The sequence below is a fragment of the Devosia sp. LC5 genome, assembly GCF_000735585.1.
In the GTDB taxonomy this organism is placed as follows: domain Bacteria; phylum Pseudomonadota; class Alphaproteobacteria; order Rhizobiales; family Devosiaceae; genus Devosia.
Map to the genome: position 1 here is coordinate 48,916 of NZ_JNNO01000015.1, position 19,461 is coordinate 68,376.

Sequence of the window (19,461 nt, forward strand, 5' to 3'; positions counted from 1 at the left end):
TATATTGGCGATGTAGGCCCGATCCCGCCTTCTGTCCATGCCCCATTTCGGCATGGCTCCTTTGCAATCAGGAAGGGCGCCTGTTTTACCCCAAGGCCTCCCCCCACACCGCATCTTCCTCGGGCTCGACCCGAGGACCTCTCCCGGCCAGCGCCGAGTCGAGAATGGCCCTCGGGTCAAGCCCGAGGGAAACGCGGTGGGTGTGATGGCTTACGGCGTATAAGGCTTGAAATGCTTGGACAGCTTGAGCGTCTGCGCCTGATAGTTCGACCCCAAGGCCGTGCCATAGAGCCGGTCCGGCGCTTCCGCCAGCGTCTCGTAGATCAGCCGGCCGATGGTCTGCCCATGCCCCAGCAGGAACGGCACTTCGCGGCTGCGCACTTCGAGCACCGCCCGGCTGCCGCTACCCCCCGCCGGCGAATGCCCGAATCCGGGGTCGAAAAAGCCCGCATAATGCACGCGGAATTCGCCCACCAGCGGATCGAACGGCACCATTTCGGCGGCATGGCTGGGGGGCACATGCACCGCCTCGTCGCTCACCAGAATGTAGAATTCATCCGGGTCGAGGATCAGCTCCTCCCGTCCGCGATTGGTCAGCGGCTCCCAGAAATCCAGCACGTCCAGCGCCGCCTTCTTGTCGACATCGACCACCGCCGTATGCCGCTTGGAGCGGAACCCAATCAGCCCATTGCGCCCATCGCCCTTGAGGTCGATGGACAGCGCAATGCCTTCTCCAACCGGATAATGGCCGCCAAACACCAAAGTGTCGGAATCGTGCAGCGCCCGGTGTTCGGCGATAGACAGCCGCGTATCGCCCGAGCGGAACCGCATCTGGCTCAGCCGCGATCCGGTCCGCACCAGCACCGGGAAGGTGCGCGGGCTGACTTCGAGATAAAGCGGGCCCTTATAGCCCTCGGGCATCTGATCGAATCCGCGCGCCCGATCGCCGATGACGCGGGTGAACACATCGAGCCGCCCGGTCGAACTTTTGGGATTGGCCGAGGCGCTGACAGCGTCCGGCAGATCAAGGCTCTCCTGCAACGGCACCAGATAGACGCAGCCGCGCTCCAGCACCGCGCCGTTCTTGAGGTCAATTTCATGCAGCTTGAGCGCTTCGATCCGTTCGGCCACCGAATGGCTGGGGCCGGGCAGGAAGCTGGAGCGCACGCGATAGGCCACATCGCCCAATCGCAGGTCCAGGCTCGCCGGCTGCACCTGATCGTGATCGAAGGGGCGCGCAGCGATGATCGCGCCTTCATGGGCCAGCTTTTCGATCAATCGCGCCGGAAACACGCCCCGCGGCCAGGCCTGCTGCTTGTCCATGTTACCTTCGCATGCGTATCGAGGGCTTAGTCCCTACCAATCCCTGCAATTGACGCCAACAGGCAATTGGCCTTAGATCACAGCCCAGTGGTGATTTGGCCGGTCGGTTGCAGCCACTTTAAAGAAATTGCTAAAGACCGTTTTCAACCGGCCACCTTCGTGTGCCGGTTTTTTGTTGAAAGTGCCGTCATGTCCAAGACGAACAATCCGCTGCTCGATCCGGCCCGCTTGTCGCCGCAAACCCAGCTGGTCCATGGCGGCGGCATGCGCACCGGTTTCAACGAAACCAGCGAGGCCATTTTCCTCAATTCGGGCTATTCCTATCCCAGCTCCGAACATGCCGAACTGTTGTTCCAGGGCAAGATACCCGGCGGCCACAATTATTCGCGCTTCGCCAACCCAACCGTCGACATGTTCCAGCAGCGCATGGCGCTGCTCGAAGGGGCAGAGGCCGGCCGTGCTTTCGCCTCGGGCATGGCCGCTGTCACCAATGCGGTAATGAGCCAGGTGCGGGCAGGGGACCATATCGTGGCCGCCCAGGCCCTGTTCGGCGGCTGCCGCTATGTGGTGGAAGATTATGCGCCGCGCTTCGGCGTGGCTTCCACCCTGGTCGATGGCCGCGACCCGCAGAATTTCGCCCGCGCCCTGCAGCCCAATACCAAGGTTGTGTTCATCGAAACCCCGACCAATCCGACGCTCGAACTGGTCGACATCAAGGCCGTCGCCGAGATCGCCCATGCCCATGGCGCCAAGCTCATCGTCGACAATGTCTTTTCCACCGCCCTCTACCAGAAGCCGCTCGAGCTGGGCGCCGATCTCGTCACCTATTCGGCCACCAAGCATATCGACGGGCAGGGCCGGGTGCTGGGCGGCATCGTGTTGGGCTCCAAGGCCCTGATCGAGGGCGACGTGCACATGTTCCTGCGCCAGACCGGCGCCACCCTCAGCGCCTTCAACGCCTGGATACTGCTCAAGGGCCTCGAAACCTATGCCCTGCGCGTCGAGCGGATGACCGACAGCGCCGAGAAGGTGGCTGCCGCCCTGGCCAGCCATCCCAAGGTCGAGCGCGTCATCTATCCGCATCACCCCAGCCACCAGCAATATGACCTCGCCAAGCGCCAGATGGCGCGCGGCTCGACCCTCCTCGCCATCGACGTCAAGGGCGGCCAGGACGCCGCCTTCGCCTTCTGCGATAGCCTGGCGGTGATCCTGATTTCCAACAATCTGGGCGATGCCAAATCGCTGATCACCCACCCGCGCACCACCACCCATGCGCGCCTCACCGAGGACGTGCGCTTGGAAACCGGCGTCACCCCGGGCCTGGTGCGCCTCTCGGTCGGCCTCGAATCCAGCGATGATCTGATTGCCGACCTGATGTATGGCCTCGATCAGGTCTGAAATGTTCACGACTAGACCTCATGGTGAGCCTGTCGAACCACGAGGTCGTGCCGCAATGCCGTCCAGGTTACCATTGCTGAAGCGTGTGATTTTGGGCTGGATTCAGTCACAGCCACGGAACGGCACCTCGCCCTTGATGGGGGAGGCTGGGAGGGGGCGGGGCCGCACACTCCTAGCCCTGTTGCTCGCCCTCCTCGCCACCCCAGCCCTGGCCCAATCCCTCCCCTATCATAGCGATCCCAGCGCCCGCGAAATCCTGCCCAGCCTCTCCCCCGTGCCGGCCATCCGCTTCCTCACCACCACCGATTTCCCGCCCTTTAATTTCCGCGATGCCGGAGGCGAATTGATCGGCTTCAATGTCGATCTGGCCCGCCGCATCTGCACCGAGGTCAATGTCGCCTGCACCATTCAGGCCTGGCCTTGGGAACAGGCCGCCGATGCGCTGGCCGATAGCCAGGGCGATGCCCTGATCGCCGGGCTCGACATGTCCGATGAAAACGGCAAGCGCTTCGACTTTTCCGCCACCTATCTGGCGCTGCCCGGCCGCTTCGTCACCCGCGCCGCCGATATTGCCACCTTCGATGCCTCAGCCCTCGCCGGCAAAACCATCGCGGTCCGCGCCGGCAGCGCCCACGAAACCTTCGTGAAACGCTATCTGCCCGAGGCCAATATCGCCCCCTTCGCCAATGAAGTCGAAGCCCTGGCCGCCGTGCAAAACCGCGCCGCCGGCCTCTTCTTCGGCGACGCCATGCGGGCGTCCTTCTGGCTCAATGAAAATCTCGACTGCTGCGGCTTTGCCGGCGACGCCTATTTCCGTCCGGCACTGTTCGGGGAAGGCCTCTCCATCGCCGTCCCCGCCGGCAATGACGCGGTGCGCCACGCCATCGACTGGGCCTTGATCAAGCTCAAGGATAACGGGACGCTCGACGAGCTATATCTTCGCTGGTTTCCCGTGGGGTTTTATTAGCGGGGATACCCCTCCTGGCCTCCCCCTGATAGGGGGAGGGACTGTTCTGTGATCGTGACTCGATCCAGTCCCGGGAATCGATCCAGTTCCAGGAGTGGAGAGAGGACCTAAACCGGCATCCGGCGGTGCCGCGCCCGTGCCGCCGCTTCGATTGCCGCTGTCGTCAGCCGGTCCAGATCCAGCCTGTCCCGCAGCATTTCAAGGAACCGCAATTCCTCCTGCTCCAGATGCAGATCGACCGCCGTTACTTCCACCGCCACGGCATAGGCGGTGTCCTGCAGTTTGTGCGGCAATGCCGCGATAGCGTCGTCCAGCACCTTGTCCAGCCCGCCCGGTCCATTGAGCGTATCGGCGCAGGCATTGGCCACGGCGGTCAGCCTTGCCTTGTCGAATCCATCAAACACCGGCAAGCGGCCCACCAATGCCTGGATGCGCAGCAATTCCTTTTCGGTCATCGCGCTGTCCGATGAAGCGGCGACGATCATCAGGTGGATCAGGGCATCATGGGCAGCAAGGGTCATCGCGTTTTCCGTTCTGGCGTGTTGTTGCCGATAGCTAGGCAGGCGCCCCGCTCATGGCAAGCAGGGCACCAGCGAGATTGACGCAGGCGTGCGGGAATGCAACACACCTCCCGCCTCCCATAAAGTACCGAAAGGCTGGTTCCTTGTCGCCCGCTCCTTTGCCCCCACTCGATCCTGCGTTTTTCGACGCTGCCCAAACTGCCCGTGCCTGGCCGTTTGAGGAAGCCAAAAAACTGGTGGCCCGGCTGGAGAAAACCGGCAAGGGCGAGGCCGTGTTCGAAACCGGCTATGGCCCCTCGGGCCTGCCCCATATCGGCACCTTTGGTGAAGTGGCCCGCACCACCATGGTGCGCACGGCCTTTCGCCTGCTGACGCGCGATCAGATCCCGACCCGGCTCATCTGCTTCTCCGATGACCTCGATGGCATGCGCAAGATCCCGGACAATGTGCCCTCCAAGGAGGCCATGGAGCCGCATCTGCAAAAGCCGCTCAGCGCCGTGCCCGATCCCTGGACCAATGAATATGCCAGCTTCGGTGACCACAACAACGCCATGCTGCGCCGGTTCCTCGACACCTTCGGCTTCGATTACGAATTCGCCAGCGCCACCGATTATTATCGCTCCGGCAAGTTCGACGCCGTGCTCCGCCGCGCTGCCGAACGCTATGACGACATCATGGCAGTTATGCTCCCCACTTTGGGTGCCGAGCGGCAGGCGACCTATTCGCCCTTCCTGCCAATCTCCCCGATTTCCGGCCGCGTGCTCTATGTGCCCATGAAGGAAGTCGATGCCGTCAACGGCACCATCACCTTTGCCGATGAAGATGGCCGCGACACCACCGTTCCGGTCACCGGCGGCCATGTGAAGATGCAGTGGAAGCCCGATTTCGGCATGCGCTGGGCCGCCCTCGGCGTGGATTTCGAAATGTTCGGCAAGGACCACCAGACCAACGCCCATGTCTATGACAAGATTTGCGAAATCCTCGGCGGCAGGGCGCCCGAACACTATGTGTTCGAGCTGTTCCTCGATTCCGAAGGGCAAAAGATTTCCAAGTCCAAGGGCAACGGCCTGACCATCGACGAATGGCTGACTTACGCGGGCAATGAGAGCCTGGGGCTCTATATGTTCCAGAAGCCCCGCACCGCCAAGCGGCTGCATTTCGATGTCATTCCGCGTGCCGTCGACGAATATTATAGCTACCTGTCCGCCTACCAGGGCCAGGACGTCGCCGCCCGTATCGAAAACCCGGCCTTCCACGTCCATTACGGCAATGTGCCAAACCCCGAAGTGCCGCTCAGCTTCGCGTTGCTGCTTAATCTCGTGGCTACGGCCAATGCGCAGGACACCAAGGTGCTCTGGGGCTTCATCTCGCGCTACCTGCATGGCGCCACGGCCCAGACCCATCCCGAGATCGATCGCCTGGCCGCCTATGCGGTGCGCTATTTCAACGACAAGGTAAAGCCGAACAAGGTCTATCGCGCCCCCAGTGATCAGGAACGTGCAGCCCTGCAGGACCTGCACGATCAGCTCGCCGCCTATGAAGGCTCCACCGACGGCGCCGCGCTGCAGGACCTCGTCTACGCCATCGGCAATGCCCACAAGTTCGAGCCGCTGCGCGATTGGTTCAAGGCGATCTACCAGGTGCTGCTCGGCGAAGACCAGGGGCCCCGCTTCGGCTCCTTCATCGCCCTGTTCGGCGTCGCCGAAACCCGCAAGCTGATCGCTGACGCCCTGGCGGGAAAAATGCTCAAGGGCTAGCGGCCGGCCGGGCAGCAAGCACCAAAATGCGGCGCGTGGACTACGGGATCACGCGCCGCATCAATACCCCGCCGGCGCCGGCAGGATGCCTAGTCGGCGGCCTCCACAGCCTCGCCGTCATGTTCGAGAATGTCGCCCGGCTGGCACTCCAGATACCGGCAAATGGCACCCAGCGTGTCAAAGCGGATGCCTTTGACCTTGCCTTGCGGCGGGTCTGTGCAATGCAGCCGGGCCAACCTGGACGAGAATATCGCTCTTGCCGCAGTCGCGTCGGCGGCACCCGATTGCGTCCGTTATGGCCCCAGCACCTTGCGGAAATAAACCACGCGCCGGGTTTCGCTAAAGCCCAGGGCGCCATGCATCTGGTGGCTTTCCAGATTGTCCAGCGCCGCATCCGAGGCAAATTCGCTGCAGCCTTGCGCGCGCCCCCAATCCTCCACTGCCGCCACCAGCCCCCGGGCAATCCCAAGGCGGCGGCAGTCCGGCGCCACATAGATGCCCTCAAGAAACGCCACCGGCGAGGTTTTGCACCCTTCGACATAGTCGTGCCGCAAGCTGGCCTCTGCCAGTCCCACCGCTCGGTCATCCGGCAGGCGGGCGATCAGGTTGATATTGTTCCCGGGCGCCGCCAGCAACGCCGCGATATCGGCCTCATGTGCGCCGGCCTCATTGCTTGGCCAAAGCGCCTGGCGCAGTTCCGCCCAATCGGCTTTGTCCGCTGCCTTCGCCGCCGCGATCTTCATTGGCTGGCCCAGATGATCCTGGCAATCCATTCCACATCGCTCATTTCGATCAGCCGCGGCTCATAGGCCGGGTTGAGCGAATGCAGCTCGATCTGCTTGGCCGTCTGTCGCGCCAGGATCTTGGCCATGACTTCGCCATCCCGTGTCTTGACCACCACGCGATCGCCGCGCCGCACCTGTTCGGTGGGCGACACCACGATCCGGTCGCCTTCCCGATACAGCGGCTCCATCGAATCGCCCTGCACTTCGAGCGCATAAATGCCCGCTTCGCCCGAAGAGGGCAGGGCGATTTCATCCCAGCCCTGTCCCGCCGGAAACCCCGCACTGTCGAAAAACCCGCCCGAGCCCGCCTGCGCCAGGCCCAGCAGCGGCACGGTGGGATTGCCCGATGGCTGCCCCCCCTGGAAAAACGCGCCGGTGCCGCTCAGAAAGCTGTCAAAGCCTTCCCCCGTTGCTTCCAGGATTTTGGAGATGCTCTCGGTCGAAGGCCAGCGCTCCCGGCCATCCTTGCTGATGCGTTTGGAGACATTGAAGGCCGTGGCATCGAGCCCGGCAAGCCTGGCCAGCGCCGACACCGAATGGCCGTGCCGGCGCGCCAGCGCGTCAATGCCGTCCCAGATGGCCCTGTGTGAAAGCATGGCAGCGTCCTGCTTCAGGAAATATGTCTTATCCGTGGAAATTAATCCTAAGCCTATTCCTCTCCTTCCCCCTTGTAAAGCCCGCCCCAATCCGTCTTGCCCGCCGCAGGCGAGCCCATTAGGGTCGCGGCCCATGACCACGCCAGATTTGATCTACAAAATCGCCACCGAGGCCGCTTACGCCCCCGCGCGCCACGCCTCTGCCTTTGCCGGCATGCCCATCGACGCTGCCGATGGCTATATCCATTTTTCCACCGCCACCCAATTGGCCGAAACCCTGCGCCTGCACTTTGCCGGCCAATCGGGTCTGGTCATTCTGGGTGTCCGCACTGCCGGTCTGGGCGAGAACCTGGTCTGGGAGGCCTCGCGCGGCGGCGCGCTCTTCCCCCATCTCTATGGCGGCCCGCTGCCTGCCTCCGCCATTGCCTTTGAGGCAAAGGTTGATGTCGCCGCCGACGGCTCCTGCACTTTGCCCGAGGCCGTTCGATGATCTTTTCTGCCCTCTCGCCTTTGCTGCGCCTGCCTGCCGTCTCGGGTCTCACCCAGCAGACCCTGCTCAAGATGGATGCCGAAACCGCCCATCGCGCCACCATCACGGCGCTACGCCTGGGCCTTGCCCCCGAACAGGCCCATGCCGAAGCGCCCGAACTGGCCACCACGCTCTGCGGCATCGAGCTCAAAAACCCTATCGGCATGGCCGCCGGCTTCGACAAGAATGCCGAAGTGCCCCGTCCCCTGGCCTTGCTGGGCTTTGGCATGGTGGAAATCGGCACGGTCACCCCGCGCCCGCAAACCGGCAACCCCAAGCCGCGCCTGTTCCGCGTGCCGGGAGCCGATGGCGTCATCAACCGCATGGGCTTCAACAATGAAGGCCATGATGCAGCTTTTGCCCGCCTCAAGGGCCTGCGCGTCCCCGCCGCGCTCGGCGTCAATATCGGCGCCAACAAGGACAGCACAGATTTCGTTGCCGACTATGTGCTGGGCGTCAAACGCTTCGCCGATCTGGCCGATTACCTGACCGTCAATATCTCCTCGCCCAACACGCCCGGCCTGCGCAACCTGCAATCCGACGAGGCTTTGCGCCGCCTGCTCGGCGAAGTGCTCGATGCCCGCGCCAAGGCCAAAACCCGCGTGCCGGTCTTCCTCAAAATCGCGCCGGATCTGGACCAAAAGGAACTCGACGCCATCGCCAAGGTCGTGCTCGCCACCGATCTCGATGGCCTGATCGTCTCCAACACCACCGTGACGCGCGATGCCATTGCCGGCCTCGAAAACGCCGGCGAAACCGGCGGCCTCTCCGGCAAGCCGCTGTTCGAGCTGTCCACCCAGCGCCTCGCCCAGATGCGCCTACGCATCGGTACAATGCCCATCATTGGCGTCGGCGGCATTCACTCTCCGCAATCGGCCCTCGCCAAATTCGAAGCCGGCGCCGACGCCATCCAGCTCTATTCGGCCATGGTCTTTGGTGGTCTTGATCTGCTCGACCGCATCAAGCGCGGTCTCGTCGCCGCCATCCGCGCTGAAGGCAAAACCAATATCAGCCAGCTGGTCGGCAGCAAGACGGCCGATTGGGCCAAGGGTAAGGTCAGGCTTTAAGGGCTAATCGACCAAGTCTTGTGTTGGAGAGCCGCGATGGCTCACCTCGCCTCAGAGGAGAGGTCGGCGCGCAGCGCCGGGTGAGGGGGGCGACGCTGCAACAAATGCGATGTATCCAGCATCGCACCCCTCACCCTGGCCTCTCCCCTGAGGGGCGAGGGGACGATAGAGTATGTGGATCGGTGCATATGCGATAGCACTGCCCCTCAAGGGGGAGAGAGGCAGATCGCGGCTAAACCTATCCCACCGCCCCCGCACAGACCCGCGCCGCCTCCGCTTCCACATCCAGCGGATCGAGCGTTGCCCCCGGGCTGGCGCTGCGGGCAATGTCTTCACCCACAATGTCCACGCACTGCCCGAACCCCGTTGGCCGCAGTACGATCGCGCCCGCCACGGCAGCGGCGCCCCAAAGTATCGCCAGCGCCAGAACCAGCGTCTTGCCCATGCTCACCGTTCCACCGCCAGTTCGATCACCACATCCGCCCGGTCCTGGCTCGCGCTCACCAGATCGTAGTTCGGCAAATCATTGCGCTCGATATGCGCCGCATTGCGTTCGGGCGTAAACAGGCCCTCCTCGCCATGCCGCTTCATCAGCCGCTGGCGCACCAGCTCGCGTGGCACATCGATAAATACTGCATAATCGAGCAGCGGCCTGACGCCGGCAAATGGCCCCTCGCTCAGCAGCAGATAATTGCCCTCCACCACCAGCACCCGCACCTCGGGCTGCACGGCAAAGGCATCCTCCACCACATCCTCGATTTTGCGCGAATAGCCCGGCCCGCTGACCACGCCCGTGGCCGTTTTGAGATGATGCAGGAAAGTGACGAAGTCCGCGCCTTCAAAGGTATGCGGCGCGCCTTTGTAGTCGGTCTGCCCCATGGCCTCGAGCTTGGCATGGCGCATATGGAACCCATCCATCGGCACCAAAGCGGCGCTGCCCGGATGGGTGGCATTGAGCATGGTCACCAGCTCTGCCGCCAATGTCGATTTGCCGGTGCCCGGCCCGCCCGCCAGTCCGATGGCGATGCGTTTGTGGGCGAGGCTTTCCATTTCCAGAATATGCGGCACCAGCCGCGACAGCGCCTGCTGCGGGGTGAGTTTGAGCCGGCCGGGACCCATCAGCGCCCCTTGAGCAGGCGCAGCACGATCCAGATCGGCACCACCAGCGCCGCACCCGCCAGCGTATAGCTGACCAGATTGGCCAGCACGCCCGTGCCATCCCGCAAGGCGTCTTCCACCAGCCGCACTGCGCCCTGCACGACATCGCGGGCATCAAAGCCCAGCACCGCCATGACAAAGCCCACGATCAGCGACAACACCACTAGCCGGATAACCAGCCCGCCCGGCCGCTCGCCCAACAGACGCTCGATGCCGCTGCGCTGGCGCGGCTGGCTCTCATATTGCTCGCTCATCGCTGAACCCTCACATACTCTATTGAGTTAATTGGCGATCATATAGGCTCTTTTGTGATTTGCAGAAGGGGTTGCCTTGATAACGCCGTCCCGAGCCACCCCACCCGGTCTTTGCGGTTGCGGCTTGCGCACAGTCCCGCCACGCACACGATCCCCTCTCCCCCTTGAGGGGAGGGCTAGGGTGGAGTGCCGCGGCTCCATCGCGCTCGATATTCCCGGCCTAGCGTCAGACGGCACGCCGGCGTTCCAGGTTCCATCGTCCCCTCGCCCCTCAGGGGAGAGGGCCAGGGTGAGGGGTGCGATGCTGGTGGATTATAAAGTGTTGCAGCATCGCACCCCTCACCCGCCGCAAAGCGGCGGCCTCTCCCATGAGGGGCGAGGCGAAACCGTGCGCAGCCTTGGTGTGGCTCAAGCGCCTCTTGATCCAGGGACAGGCACACCGTGACCCCAATTCTTCCGCCCATCATCGCCAATTGGTTCGTCGCCAAGGGCTGGCATCCCCGCGCCCACCAGCTCGACGTTCTCGCCAGCTGGAACGCCAATGCCTCGGCGCTCCTCATCGCCCCCACCGGCGCCGGCAAGACCCTGGCCGGTTTCCTCCCCACCCTGACCGATCTGGTGGATGGCAAGTTCGAGGGCCTCCACACTCTCTACATCTCCCCGCTCAAGGCGCTGGCCGTCGACGTGCAGCGCAACCTCGCCACCCCCATCGCGGAGATGGGCCTCACGATCAAAGTCGAGACCCGCACCGGCGACACTCCCCAATCCCGCCGCGCCCGCCAGCGCTCCAATCCGCCCCATATTCTGCTGACCACGCCCGAGCAATTGGCCCTCTTGATCAGCCATCCCCATGCCGAACTGTTCTTCGGCTCGCTCCGCCGCATCGTGCTCGACGAGCTCCACGCGCTGGTCACCTCTAAGCGCGGCGAATTGCTCTCCCTCGCTCTGGCCCGCATCACCAGGCTCGCGCCAGACCTGCGCATCACCGCCCTCAGCGCCACCGTCGCCCGCCCGGATCTGCTGCGCGACTGGATCGCACAACCCCTCCAAGACAGCGACACCCACCTGCTCACCGCCACCGGCGGCGCGCCGCCAGTGCTCTCGATCCTTGAGACCGAACAGCGCCTGCCCTGGGCCGGCCATTCGGCCAATTATGCCCATCGCGATCTCTACGAGACCATCAAGCAGCACCGCACCACGCTGCTTTTCGTCAATACACGCAGCCAGGCCGAAATGCTGTTTCAGGGCCTCTGGGCCATCAATGACGACCTGCTGCCCATTGCCCTCCATCACGGCTCCCTCTCGGTCGAACAGCGCCGCAAGGTGGAAAGCGCCATGGTCTCGGGCGCGCTCAAGGCGGTGGTCTGCACTTCAACCCTCGATCTGGGCATTGACTGGGGCGATGTCGATCTCGTCGTCCAGGTCGGCGCGCCCAAGGGCAGCTCGCGCATGCTGCAACGCATTGGACGCGCCAATCACCGGCTTGATGAGCCATCCAAGGCCGTGCTGGTGCCCTCCAATCGCTTCGAAGTGCTCGAATGCGAAGCCGCCGTCGAGGCCGTCGCTGAAAGCCATCAGGATAGCGAAGACCCGGTCTCGGGCGGCTACGATGTCCTGGCCCAGCACATTCTGGGCATGGCCTGCGCCGCGCCGTTTGCTGCCGACGATATCTTCGCCGAAATCAGCCATGCCTGGCCCTATCGCGCCCTGCCGCGCCCCCAATTCGATCGCATCCTCGATTTCGTCGCCACCGGCGGCTATGCCCTGCGCGCCTATGAGCGCTATGCCCGCCTCAAGCGCACCGAAGACGGCCTATGGCGCATCGCCAATCCGCAGGTCGCCCAGCAATACCGGCTCAATATCGGCACCATTATCGAAGAGCCCATGGTGCGGGTGCGGCTCGTGCGGGGCAGGGGGTTCAAAAAGGGGCAGACCAATAGCCCCATTGGCGCCGGCGGGCGCGTATTGGGCGAAATGGAGGAATATTTCTTCGGCGCATTACTGCCGGGCGATACCTTCATGTTCGGCGGGGAAATCGTCGCCTTCGAGGGCATGAAGGATAATGAGGCTTTCGTCAGCCGCGCCCAGGCCGCCAATCCCAAAATTCCCTCCTATATGGGTGGCAAATTCCCGCTCTCGACCTATCTGGCCGATCGTGTTCGCCGCATGCTCGATAGTCCCCAAAGCTGGAGCGTCTTGCCCGATCAGGTCAGCGATTGGCTGCGCCTGCAGCGCGATGTCTCGGTGCTGCCCCGCCGCGATAGCCTGCTCGTCGAAACTTTCCCGCGTGGCACGCAGAATTTCATGGTCTGCTATCCCTTCGAGGGTCGATTGGCGCACCAGACCCTGGGCATGCTGCTCACCCGCCGCCTCGAACGCGCCCGCGCCCGTCCGCTGGGTTTCGTCGCATCCGAATATGCCCTCGCCATCTGGGGCCTGGGCGATCTCTCCGCCCTGATCAAGACCGGCCGCCTTGTCCTCGATGAACTCTTCTCACAAGACATGCTGGGGGATGATCTGGAAGACTGGCTCGATGAATCGGCCCTGATGAAACGCACCTTCCGCAACTGCGCCATCATTGCCGGCCTCATCGAGCGCCGTCACCCCGGCAAGGAAAAGACCGGCCGCCAGATCACCATGAGCAGCGACCTGATCTATGACGTGCTTTACCAGCACGAGCCCGACCACATCCTGATCCAGGCCACTCGCCGCGACGCCGCCCGTGGCCTGCTCGATATCGAACGGCTGGGCGACATGCTGGCGCGCATCCGCAACCACGTGGTCCACCAGCCGCTCGATCACATCTCCCCGCTCGCCGTCCCCCTCATGCTCGATATCGGCCGCGAACCGATTTTTGGTGAAGGCCGCGAATCGGCTATGGCTGACGCCGCAGATGAATTGATGCGCGAGGCCCTCGGCCAATCGTGAGCCAGCCGCTATACCAGGCACAGATAACGGAGACCCCGTTGCTGCGCTTTGCCGGACACAATTTCGAACCGCTCCCCTCCGGCGCCCTCTATTGGCGCGCCGAGGCGACTTTGCTCGTCGCCGATCTGCATCTGGAAAAGATGAGCAGTTTTGCCCGCGCCGGCCAGTTGCTGCCCCCCTACGACACTGGGCTGACCCTGGCGCGGCTCGAAGCGGATCTGCGCCGCACCGGTGCGCAGCGCCTTATCAGTCTGGGCGACAGCTTCCACCGCGACGAGGTTAGCACAACCCTCACCGAAACCGATCGTGCGCGCCTCGATATGCTAACCGATATGGCCGATTGGTTCTGGCTTTCCGGTAATCACGATCCTTGCCCGCACGCGCTGGGCGGCCGCTGTCTGCCCATGGTCGAATGCGCCGGTTTGACCTTCCTGCACGAGCCGCGGCGCGGTGCTTCCGGCCTCGTCGCCGGACACTTACACCCCGCCGCCCATATCTTCATGGCCGGCCGCTCCACTCGCCGTCCCTGCTTCGTGCACGACAATCGTCTGATGATCCTGCCCGCCTATGGCAGCTCGACCGGCTCGATCAACATCTTGTCCCCGCCCTTTATCGGCCTGCTGCATTGGCCCGCACTTGAAGTGACCATGCTTGGCAAGGACCGGACCTATCCGGTCAGTCCCAAGCGCCTGGTGCGCGGCTAACCTATTCTAACGCTTGAATAAAACACCGCCCAGCCAGCCGGTAAACAGCGCCAGAACCACGCAGACCAGCCCATAAAGCAGCGGCTGTTGCACCGCTGACATCGCCAGAAACCGCTCAAACCCGATCTTGCGCACCGCAAAACCTTCCGACTTCCGCGCAATCACCTGGCCGTCCTTGAACACATAGGTCAAAGCAAGATAGGGCCCCGGCGGCGCATTGCTGGGCAGGGTCAGCCGGGCCGAATAAAAGTTCTCCGACAGGAAGTTGACGCCGCCTTCATTGACGCCGAACAGCCCCTGTTCGGTCATCAGCCGCACCAGCTCGCGTCCAAACACCGCGGTCTTCCACCAGCCCGCATCATTGGCCACCAGCGTATGCGCCTCCGGCAAAATATACTCCGTGGTCAGCGTCGTGATGTCGGTGATGTCGCGCAGCCTTGCGCTCGATAACACCTGGAAATAGCTCGGGAAATTGTCGAATTCGACCTGGTCGGTATTGAGCCAGACACCGAAATTATTGGTCATCTGCCGCGCCACCCGGTTCTGCGTCGGCCCCAAAACAACCACTACCACATGGAATGGCCCGGTCACGAACTGCTGCTCGGATCCCGCATCCGGCATGATCGTGCCGAAAAAATTCATCCGCTCGCCATCAAAGCTCGAGGTGATCTCGACGCTGTCATTGGACAATTGCGACACCAGCCGCTCGCCCCGCGCCGTGCCGGCCAGCAAAACTGCCAGCATGAGGGCAAGCCACCATTTCATCGCGCACCACCCAGCACGGCCATGCTGAACGGATCGGCCGGCGCCAAGATCAGCGACAGCCCGAAGCGGATCGCAACGGCCAGCACCAATATGGCCAACAGCCCCCGCAATTGCTCGCCGCGCAAATGCTTGCCGGCCGACGCACCAAACTGCGCCCCCGCCGTGCCGCCCACCATCAGGCAAAAAGCCAGCATGATATCAACGCTTTGGCTTTGCACCGCATGCAGGATCGTGGTCGCCGCCATCATGGCCACCACCTGTGCCAGCGATGTGCCGATCACCACATTACCCGGCACCCGCAGCAGATATACCAGCGCCGGCACCATGATGAAGCCGCCGCCAATACCCAGGAGCGAGCCGACAAAGCCAATGAACAATCCGATAATCAGCACCGGCAAGACACTGATATAGAGCCGGCTTTTCTTGAACCGCACCCGCATTGGCAGGCGATGCATCCAATTGTGCTGGTTAGGCAGCCGCTCGCGCACCACCACGCCACGGCGCTGCTTGATGATGGCACGGATCGCCTCGTTGAGCATCAGTGTGCCCACAAAGCCCAGCAAAACCAGGAAACCGACCGAAATGACAAGGTCGAGTTGCCCGGCATCGCGCAAGATCGCAAAGGCCGCGACACCCCCGAACGCGCCCAGAATGCCCGACAGCACAAGATACAACGCCAGATGCAGGTCGATCCCGCCGCGCCGGTAGTGGCTAAGCGCCCCCGAGGTGGAGGCCGCAACCACCTGGCCGGTGACTGAAGCCACCGCAACCGGCGCGGGAACGCCGGAGAAAATCAGCAGCGGCGTCAGCAGAAACCCGCCGCCCACGCCGAACAAACCCGACAGGAATCCGACTGCCCCCCCGATCCCTATAAGGAAAAAGAGGTTCATCGATAGCTCGGCGATCGGCAGATAGACCTGCAAGACCGTGGGTTCCGTTCAATAGACTTGTGGCCCGCACCCCCTTTTGAGTGCAGGCCACGACAACAATATGTCCGCTCGGGTTAGCAGTGCCTAAACCTTGGCAAGAAAAGAACACGCCGGCAGATTTTTTTGGGTCTAGACCGGCTGGCTGCCTAACACTGCCAGCAAACGAGGATTGATTTTGCCGCTCGGGGCCATGCCGGTGCCGCTCTCGAACGCCTTGATGGCTTCGGCGGTCTTGGGGCCCGCCAGGCCATCGGGCGTGCCGACATCGAAGCCCAGCTTGGCCAGCGCCTGCTGCACCTTGGACACTACATCCTTGGTGCCGATGGCCTGGCCGGGGTCGAAATCCTTGGCCCAGGTGCCCAGCGGCGCAAAATTGGCGGCCAGGTCGATCGGCTCCGCCGCCCAGCCCGTTAGCTCGGTGCCCAGGCGCTTGATCGCGTCGGCGGTCAGCGATTTGGCGATGTCGTCGCGTGCCTTGCCGGCATCGGCATCCCCGCCGCGCGCTGCCAGCGAAAACCATTTGTAGGATTGCTCGAAATCCTGGTCGACGCCCAGCCCCCGGGCATAGAGCATGCCCAGGTTGAACTGGCTGTCGGTCATGCCCAGCTTCGCAGCCTTGGTGAACCACTCGGCCGCCGTCTCGAATTCCTGGTCGCCCAATTGTCCGCTGGCATAAAGCGCGGCCAGATTGTGCATGGCCATGCGATTGCCCGCTTCGGCGCCGCGCTGGTACCAGAGCTTGGCGACTTCGATATCCTTTTCGACGCCCGTGCCGGCCTCGTAGAGATTGCCCAGCCGGTATTGCGCGGGAACGAAGCCCTGCGCCGCCGAGCGCTCATACCATTTGGCCGCTTCGGCATAGTCCTGCTCGACCGCGCGGCCCTCGGTATAGATCGCGCCGATCTCGAATTGTGCCCGCGCATCGCCATCCGCGGCTGCCTGCCGCAATTCGATGGGACCGATCGTCTCGGGTGGCAGCTCAAAGCTCTCCGGTGCCATCTCGGCGATATCGGGAATGCGGTCGGCACCGGCAGCCGACGGCGCGCCTTCCGGCACGATCGCGGCCTCATCGACCACTGGCAAAGTCAGCTCCGCCGGGATCGGCGCGGCAGCAGGCTTGCTGAAGCTCATCGGCGTGCCCGAATTGATCGAGCCCACCTGGGTAGTGTCGATCATGTCGATCACCCGCGGCGTTGCCGTCGAGACATCGCCCACCGGCTGGTCCGCCGTCGGGGTCGGGTCGATCATCGTGCTTTCGACTGGCGGCGGCGCTGGCGTGGCACGAGCGGCGTTCATGCGCTGCATGACCAGGTTCAGCGCCAGCATCGATACGGCCGCCAGTGTCGCCGCCAGCAGCAGCGGGCGGCGATTGCGGGTCAGGAAACTCTGGCGCGGCGCAATATCTTCGCCGGGCAGGCCGGTATCGGACAGCAGCGGCGCGGCCTCGGCCTTTTTGGCCTTCTTTTCTTTCACCGGCTTGGCCGGCCTCTCTGCCTTTTCGGCAGGCGCTGTCGTGGCTTGCTCGGGATTTGCCGCCGGCTTGACCCGGGCCAGGGCGCGGCCGATCAGCGAATTGGTCGATGGTGCTCCCCCGGATGCTTCCTGCCGGGCAAGCTGGGCACGGCGGGCGGCGGCAACGAATGTGCTGGTGTTGCTCTGGGCGACCGGGGCTTCCACGCTTGGGGAAGGGGCCTCGACCGGCTCGGCGACAAAGGGGTCCGTGCTGGTGCTGGTGGCAAAGCTCGATTGCGGCTGCGGCGGGCGTTCCACCTTATCCGGATCGAACATCGGCCACGGCATGATGGGCACTTCGGACGCCAGCGGCTCGGGCACAACACGGCCACTGACTTTGGCCTCGAGCGCAGTGCGCACCGGCCCGGCATTGGCAAAGCCGGGATCGGTCAGCGGCGCGTCCACCGACGGATTGGCCGGCATGATATCGGCATCCTTGGCGGGCTTGATGGCGGCCAGCGCGGCCTTGACTTCACTCAGGCTGTCGCCGCCCACCGGCTTGAGATCGGCCCGGAACGCAGCCAGGGGCCGCGTGTCCCGGCGATTGGCCAGCGCCGCTTCCAGCCGGGTCAGCCGCTCGGCCGTGTCCTTGCCCGCCGTGTTGAACAGGGCCGCCATCCGCTCTTCGAGTGCCGACATGTTCTGGGGATCGATCCCGCCTACGGCGCCAGCCGGCGCCGCCTTGGCGGCGCGTTCGGCGATCATGTCGGCCAGCTTGTCGTAATCGGGCGCCTTGCTGGCGCTTTTGAGCAGGCCGGTAATCTGGCTCTCAACGCTCTTGAGACTATCGGCGCCGAACATGGCCACCGGCGCGGGCGCCTTGCGGGTCATCGCGTCGCTGGTGCGCTCGGCCACCATGGTAGCAAGCGCTTCGAACCCGGAAATATCCTGCTGCTGGCTATAGAGCTTGGCCAGGCCATCGAGTTGGGCGCCGGTTTCGTCCATGCGCTGCATCAATAGCTTGAGCTGGTCCTCGACCTGACCCTCGTCGGCCCGCTTGGTCAGCGCCTCGATCTGGGTCTCGATCCTGGCAAAGCGCGGCTCCATGCCGGCCAAGACCGCGTCGCGCAGCGCCGCAATATCCTTCTTGAGCCCGGCGACATCGCCATTGGCCGTTTTGAGCCCGCCGATCTGGCTGGCCAGTGCGTCGACCTTGCCCACCAGCAGTTCGGGTTGCCCGCTGCCGGCCTGCATGGCCTGGGTAAACCCGGCCATTTCCGCGGTCAGTTTTTCGAAATCGCTCGACGACAGGGCGACATTCTTTTCGATCGCATCGATCCGGTCATAGACATTGCGCACGCTTTTTTCGATCGCATGCATGGCGGGCGCCAAGGCACCGGCGCCGTCTATCAATTCGCTCGCCGCGCGATCCTCGCGGATGACTTCGCGCTCCATCTGCTGGGCCTGCAGTTCGGCCAGCTTGGCCACGGTGCCCGAAACATCGTCCAGCCGCTTGTTGATCGTGCTGAGATCGACCCGCGGGGCTTCCTCGATCATGGCGCCCAGCGCCGCAATCTGCACTTCAAGCCGCTTGACCTGGCCCGTCTCCCCCACCGCACCCGCCAGCAATTCCACCACATGGGCCAATTGCTCGACCTGGCTGGCCACTTCGCGCACGTCGCCATCGGCGGCGCGCTGGGTGTGCAATTCATCTTCGAGCCGTTCCAGCCGCCCCGAAAGCCCGCCCACCAGGGCACTCAATTCACGGAATTCAGGCATGTCCGCCGGGCGCCGTCCCAAGGCCGCCGCCGTCCCCGACATCTGCCGGCCACGGATTTCGGCAATGGCCGAACTCAGCGGATCACGATCGTCCTCCGGCTCCATGCCGCGGTCGCTGAAACGGTCCACCGCGCGCTTGACGGTGCGCAAAGCCTCCTGACGCCGCATCGTGGGCTCGGGGCGTTCCACCTGGTCGCGTAGATTGCGCACCCGCTGGCTCAATCCGCTCAGGGCCGGGTCGACCCGCTCGGTTTGGGCGTAGCGCCCCTCTACCTGGTCCAGCAGCGCCACCAATTCGCCACGCAGCGCCTGCCAATCGCCCGCACGGGGCTCATTGTCAGGGTCGTTGATGTCCGAAGTCTGGTAAGCGCGGGCCATGGTCAGTCCCTGTCATGAATCGACGTGCCCCTCGCGATTCAACACGAAGGTATGACGGTCACTCTTGGGAAAACATGGTAAAGAACCCGTTAAGCATTGCTGCAATATGCAAGACCATCAAGCGATTTGCGCCGATTTTTAGGGCTGTTGCCTATCCGAATCCGCAGTATT

General features: G+C 63.6%; 17 protein-coding genes, 1 pseudogene and 1 riboswitch. Of the genes and pseudogenes, 7 read left to right on the plus strand and 11 right to left on the minus strand.

Going from position 1 to position 19,461, the window contains the following annotated elements; genetic code table 11:
• Positions 1-210: 210 nt before the first annotated feature.
• Entirely contained in the window at positions 211-1,323 is a 1,113-nt protein-coding gene (locus FF80_RS10030) for a 2'-deoxycytidine 5'-triphosphate deaminase (protein ID WP_081917360.1), read from the minus strand.
• A gap of 77 nt (positions 1,324-1,400) precedes the next feature.
• A riboswitch (SAM riboswitch) is annotated at positions 1,401-1,476 on the plus strand.
• A gap of 36 nt (positions 1,477-1,512) precedes the next feature.
• On the opposite strand from FF80_RS10030, the gene metZ reads away from it, so the two are divergent.
• Positions 1,513-2,721 carry an O-succinylhomoserine sulfhydrylase gene (metZ, locus tag FF80_RS10035; RefSeq protein WP_035099895.1) on the plus strand — a complete coding sequence of 403 codons (1,209 nt, stop codon included), beginning with the start codon at positions 1,513-1,515 and terminating at the stop codon, positions 2,719-2,721.
• Between the two features lie 181 nt (positions 2,722-2,902).
• Positions 2,903-3,688, plus strand: a complete 786-nt coding sequence (locus tag FF80_RS10040) for a transporter substrate-binding domain-containing protein (protein WP_052153377.1) — start codon at positions 2,903-2,905, stop codon at positions 3,686-3,688.
• 107 nt (positions 3,689-3,795) lie between these two features.
• Here the strand turns inward: FF80_RS10040 and FF80_RS10045 are convergent, their stop codons facing one another.
• A complete protein-coding gene (locus tag FF80_RS10045) occupies positions 3,796-4,209 on the minus strand; it encodes a tellurite resistance TerB family protein (RefSeq protein WP_035099896.1) in 414 nt (137 codons plus the stop codon).
• 143 nt (positions 4,210-4,352) lie between these two features.
• On the opposite strand from FF80_RS10045, the gene FF80_RS10050 reads away from it, so the two are divergent.
• Positions 4,353-5,966 (plus strand): lysine--tRNA ligase, encoded by a 1,614-nt coding sequence (locus tag FF80_RS10050; RefSeq protein WP_035099898.1) that lies wholly within the window; start codon positions 4,353-4,355, stop codon positions 5,964-5,966.
• Between the two features lie 89 nt (positions 5,967-6,055).
• Here FF80_RS10050 and FF80_RS21365 read toward each other — a convergent pair.
• The 3 genes and pseudogenes from FF80_RS21365 to FF80_RS10060 all read right to left on the minus strand — a co-directional run.
• Positions 6,056-6,169 (minus strand): annotated as a pseudogene (locus tag FF80_RS21365) (helix-turn-helix domain-containing protein); the annotation flags it as partial.
• 90 nt (positions 6,170-6,259) lie between these two features.
• The gene (aac(6'), locus tag FF80_RS10055) at positions 6,260-6,739 is read right to left on the minus strand and encodes an aminoglycoside 6'-N-acetyltransferase (protein WP_244445750.1); all 480 of its coding nucleotides are present in this window, start codon (positions 6,737-6,739) and stop codon (positions 6,260-6,262) included.
• Positions 6,706-7,347 carry a helix-turn-helix transcriptional regulator gene (locus FF80_RS10060; RefSeq protein WP_035099903.1) on the minus strand — a complete coding sequence of 214 codons (642 nt, stop codon included), beginning with the start codon at positions 7,345-7,347 and terminating at the stop codon, positions 6,706-6,708. Before FF80_RS10060 ends, aac(6') begins: the two co-directional genes overlap by 34 nt.
• A 133-nt stretch (positions 7,348-7,480) precedes the next feature.
• Between FF80_RS10060 and FF80_RS10065 the strand changes: the two genes are divergently transcribed.
• Both FF80_RS10065 and FF80_RS10070 read left to right on the plus strand, forming a co-directional pair.
• The gene (locus FF80_RS10065) at positions 7,481-7,837 is read left to right on the plus strand and encodes a DUF952 domain-containing protein (protein ID WP_035099904.1); all 357 of its coding nucleotides are present in this window, start codon (positions 7,481-7,483) and stop codon (positions 7,835-7,837) included.
• A complete protein-coding gene (locus tag FF80_RS10070; protein ID WP_081917364.1) occupies positions 7,834-8,943 on the plus strand; it encodes a quinone-dependent dihydroorotate dehydrogenase in 1,110 nt (369 codons plus the stop codon). Before FF80_RS10065 ends, FF80_RS10070 begins: the two co-directional genes overlap by 4 nt.
• Positions 8,944-9,181: 238 nt before the next feature.
• Here FF80_RS10070 and FF80_RS10075 read toward each other — a convergent pair whose 3' ends face one another.
• Genes FF80_RS10075 through FF80_RS10085 form a run of 3 tightly spaced genes read right to left on the minus strand, consistent with a single transcriptional unit; the run spans position 9,182 to position 10,355 of the window.
• Positions 9,182-9,388, minus strand: coding sequence for a hypothetical protein (locus FF80_RS10075; RefSeq protein WP_035099905.1), 207 nt, complete (start codon positions 9,386-9,388; stop codon positions 9,182-9,184).
• A gap of 2 nt (positions 9,389-9,390) precedes the next feature.
• A complete protein-coding gene (locus FF80_RS10080; RefSeq protein ID WP_081917365.1) occupies positions 9,391-10,062 on the minus strand; it encodes a hypothetical protein in 672 nt (223 codons plus the stop codon).
• Entirely contained in the window at positions 10,062-10,355 is a 294-nt protein-coding gene (locus FF80_RS10085) for a DUF6460 domain-containing protein (protein WP_052153378.1), read from the minus strand. The genes FF80_RS10080 and FF80_RS10085 overlap by 1 nt, the downstream gene beginning before the upstream one ends.
• Positions 10,356-10,796: 441 nt before the next feature.
• Between FF80_RS10085 and FF80_RS10090 the strand changes: the two genes are divergently transcribed.
• Together FF80_RS10090 and pdeM are read left to right on the plus strand one after the other, a co-directional pair.
• A complete protein-coding gene (locus FF80_RS10090) occupies positions 10,797-13,283 on the plus strand; it encodes a ligase-associated DNA damage response DEXH box helicase (protein WP_035099907.1) in 2,487 nt (828 codons plus the stop codon).
• Positions 13,284-13,321: 38 nt separating this feature from the next.
• Positions 13,322-13,987 carry a ligase-associated DNA damage response endonuclease PdeM gene (gene pdeM / locus FF80_RS10095; RefSeq protein WP_052153379.1) on the plus strand — a complete coding sequence of 222 codons (666 nt, stop codon included), beginning with the start codon at positions 13,322-13,324 and terminating at the stop codon, positions 13,985-13,987.
• A gap of 6 nt (positions 13,988-13,993) precedes the next feature.
• Here pdeM and FF80_RS10100 read toward each other — a convergent pair whose 3' ends face one another.
• The 3 genes from FF80_RS10100 to FF80_RS10110 all read right to left on the minus strand — a co-directional run bounded on the left by FF80_RS10100 (position 13,994) and on the right by FF80_RS10110 (position 19,290).
• Positions 13,994-14,752 carry a TIGR02186 family protein gene (locus tag FF80_RS10100; protein ID WP_081917367.1) on the minus strand — a complete coding sequence of 253 codons (759 nt, stop codon included), beginning with the start codon at positions 14,750-14,752 and terminating at the stop codon, positions 13,994-13,996.
• A complete protein-coding gene (locus tag FF80_RS10105) occupies positions 14,749-15,675 on the minus strand; it encodes a sulfite exporter TauE/SafE family protein (protein WP_035099911.1) in 927 nt (308 codons plus the stop codon). The genes FF80_RS10100 and FF80_RS10105 overlap by 4 nt, the downstream gene beginning before the upstream one ends.
• 135 nt (positions 15,676-15,810) lie before the next feature.
• Positions 15,811-19,290, minus strand: a complete 3,480-nt coding sequence (locus FF80_RS10110) for a peptidoglycan-binding protein (RefSeq protein ID WP_035099913.1) — start codon at positions 19,288-19,290, stop codon at positions 15,811-15,813.
• Positions 19,291-19,461 lie beyond the last annotated feature (171 nt).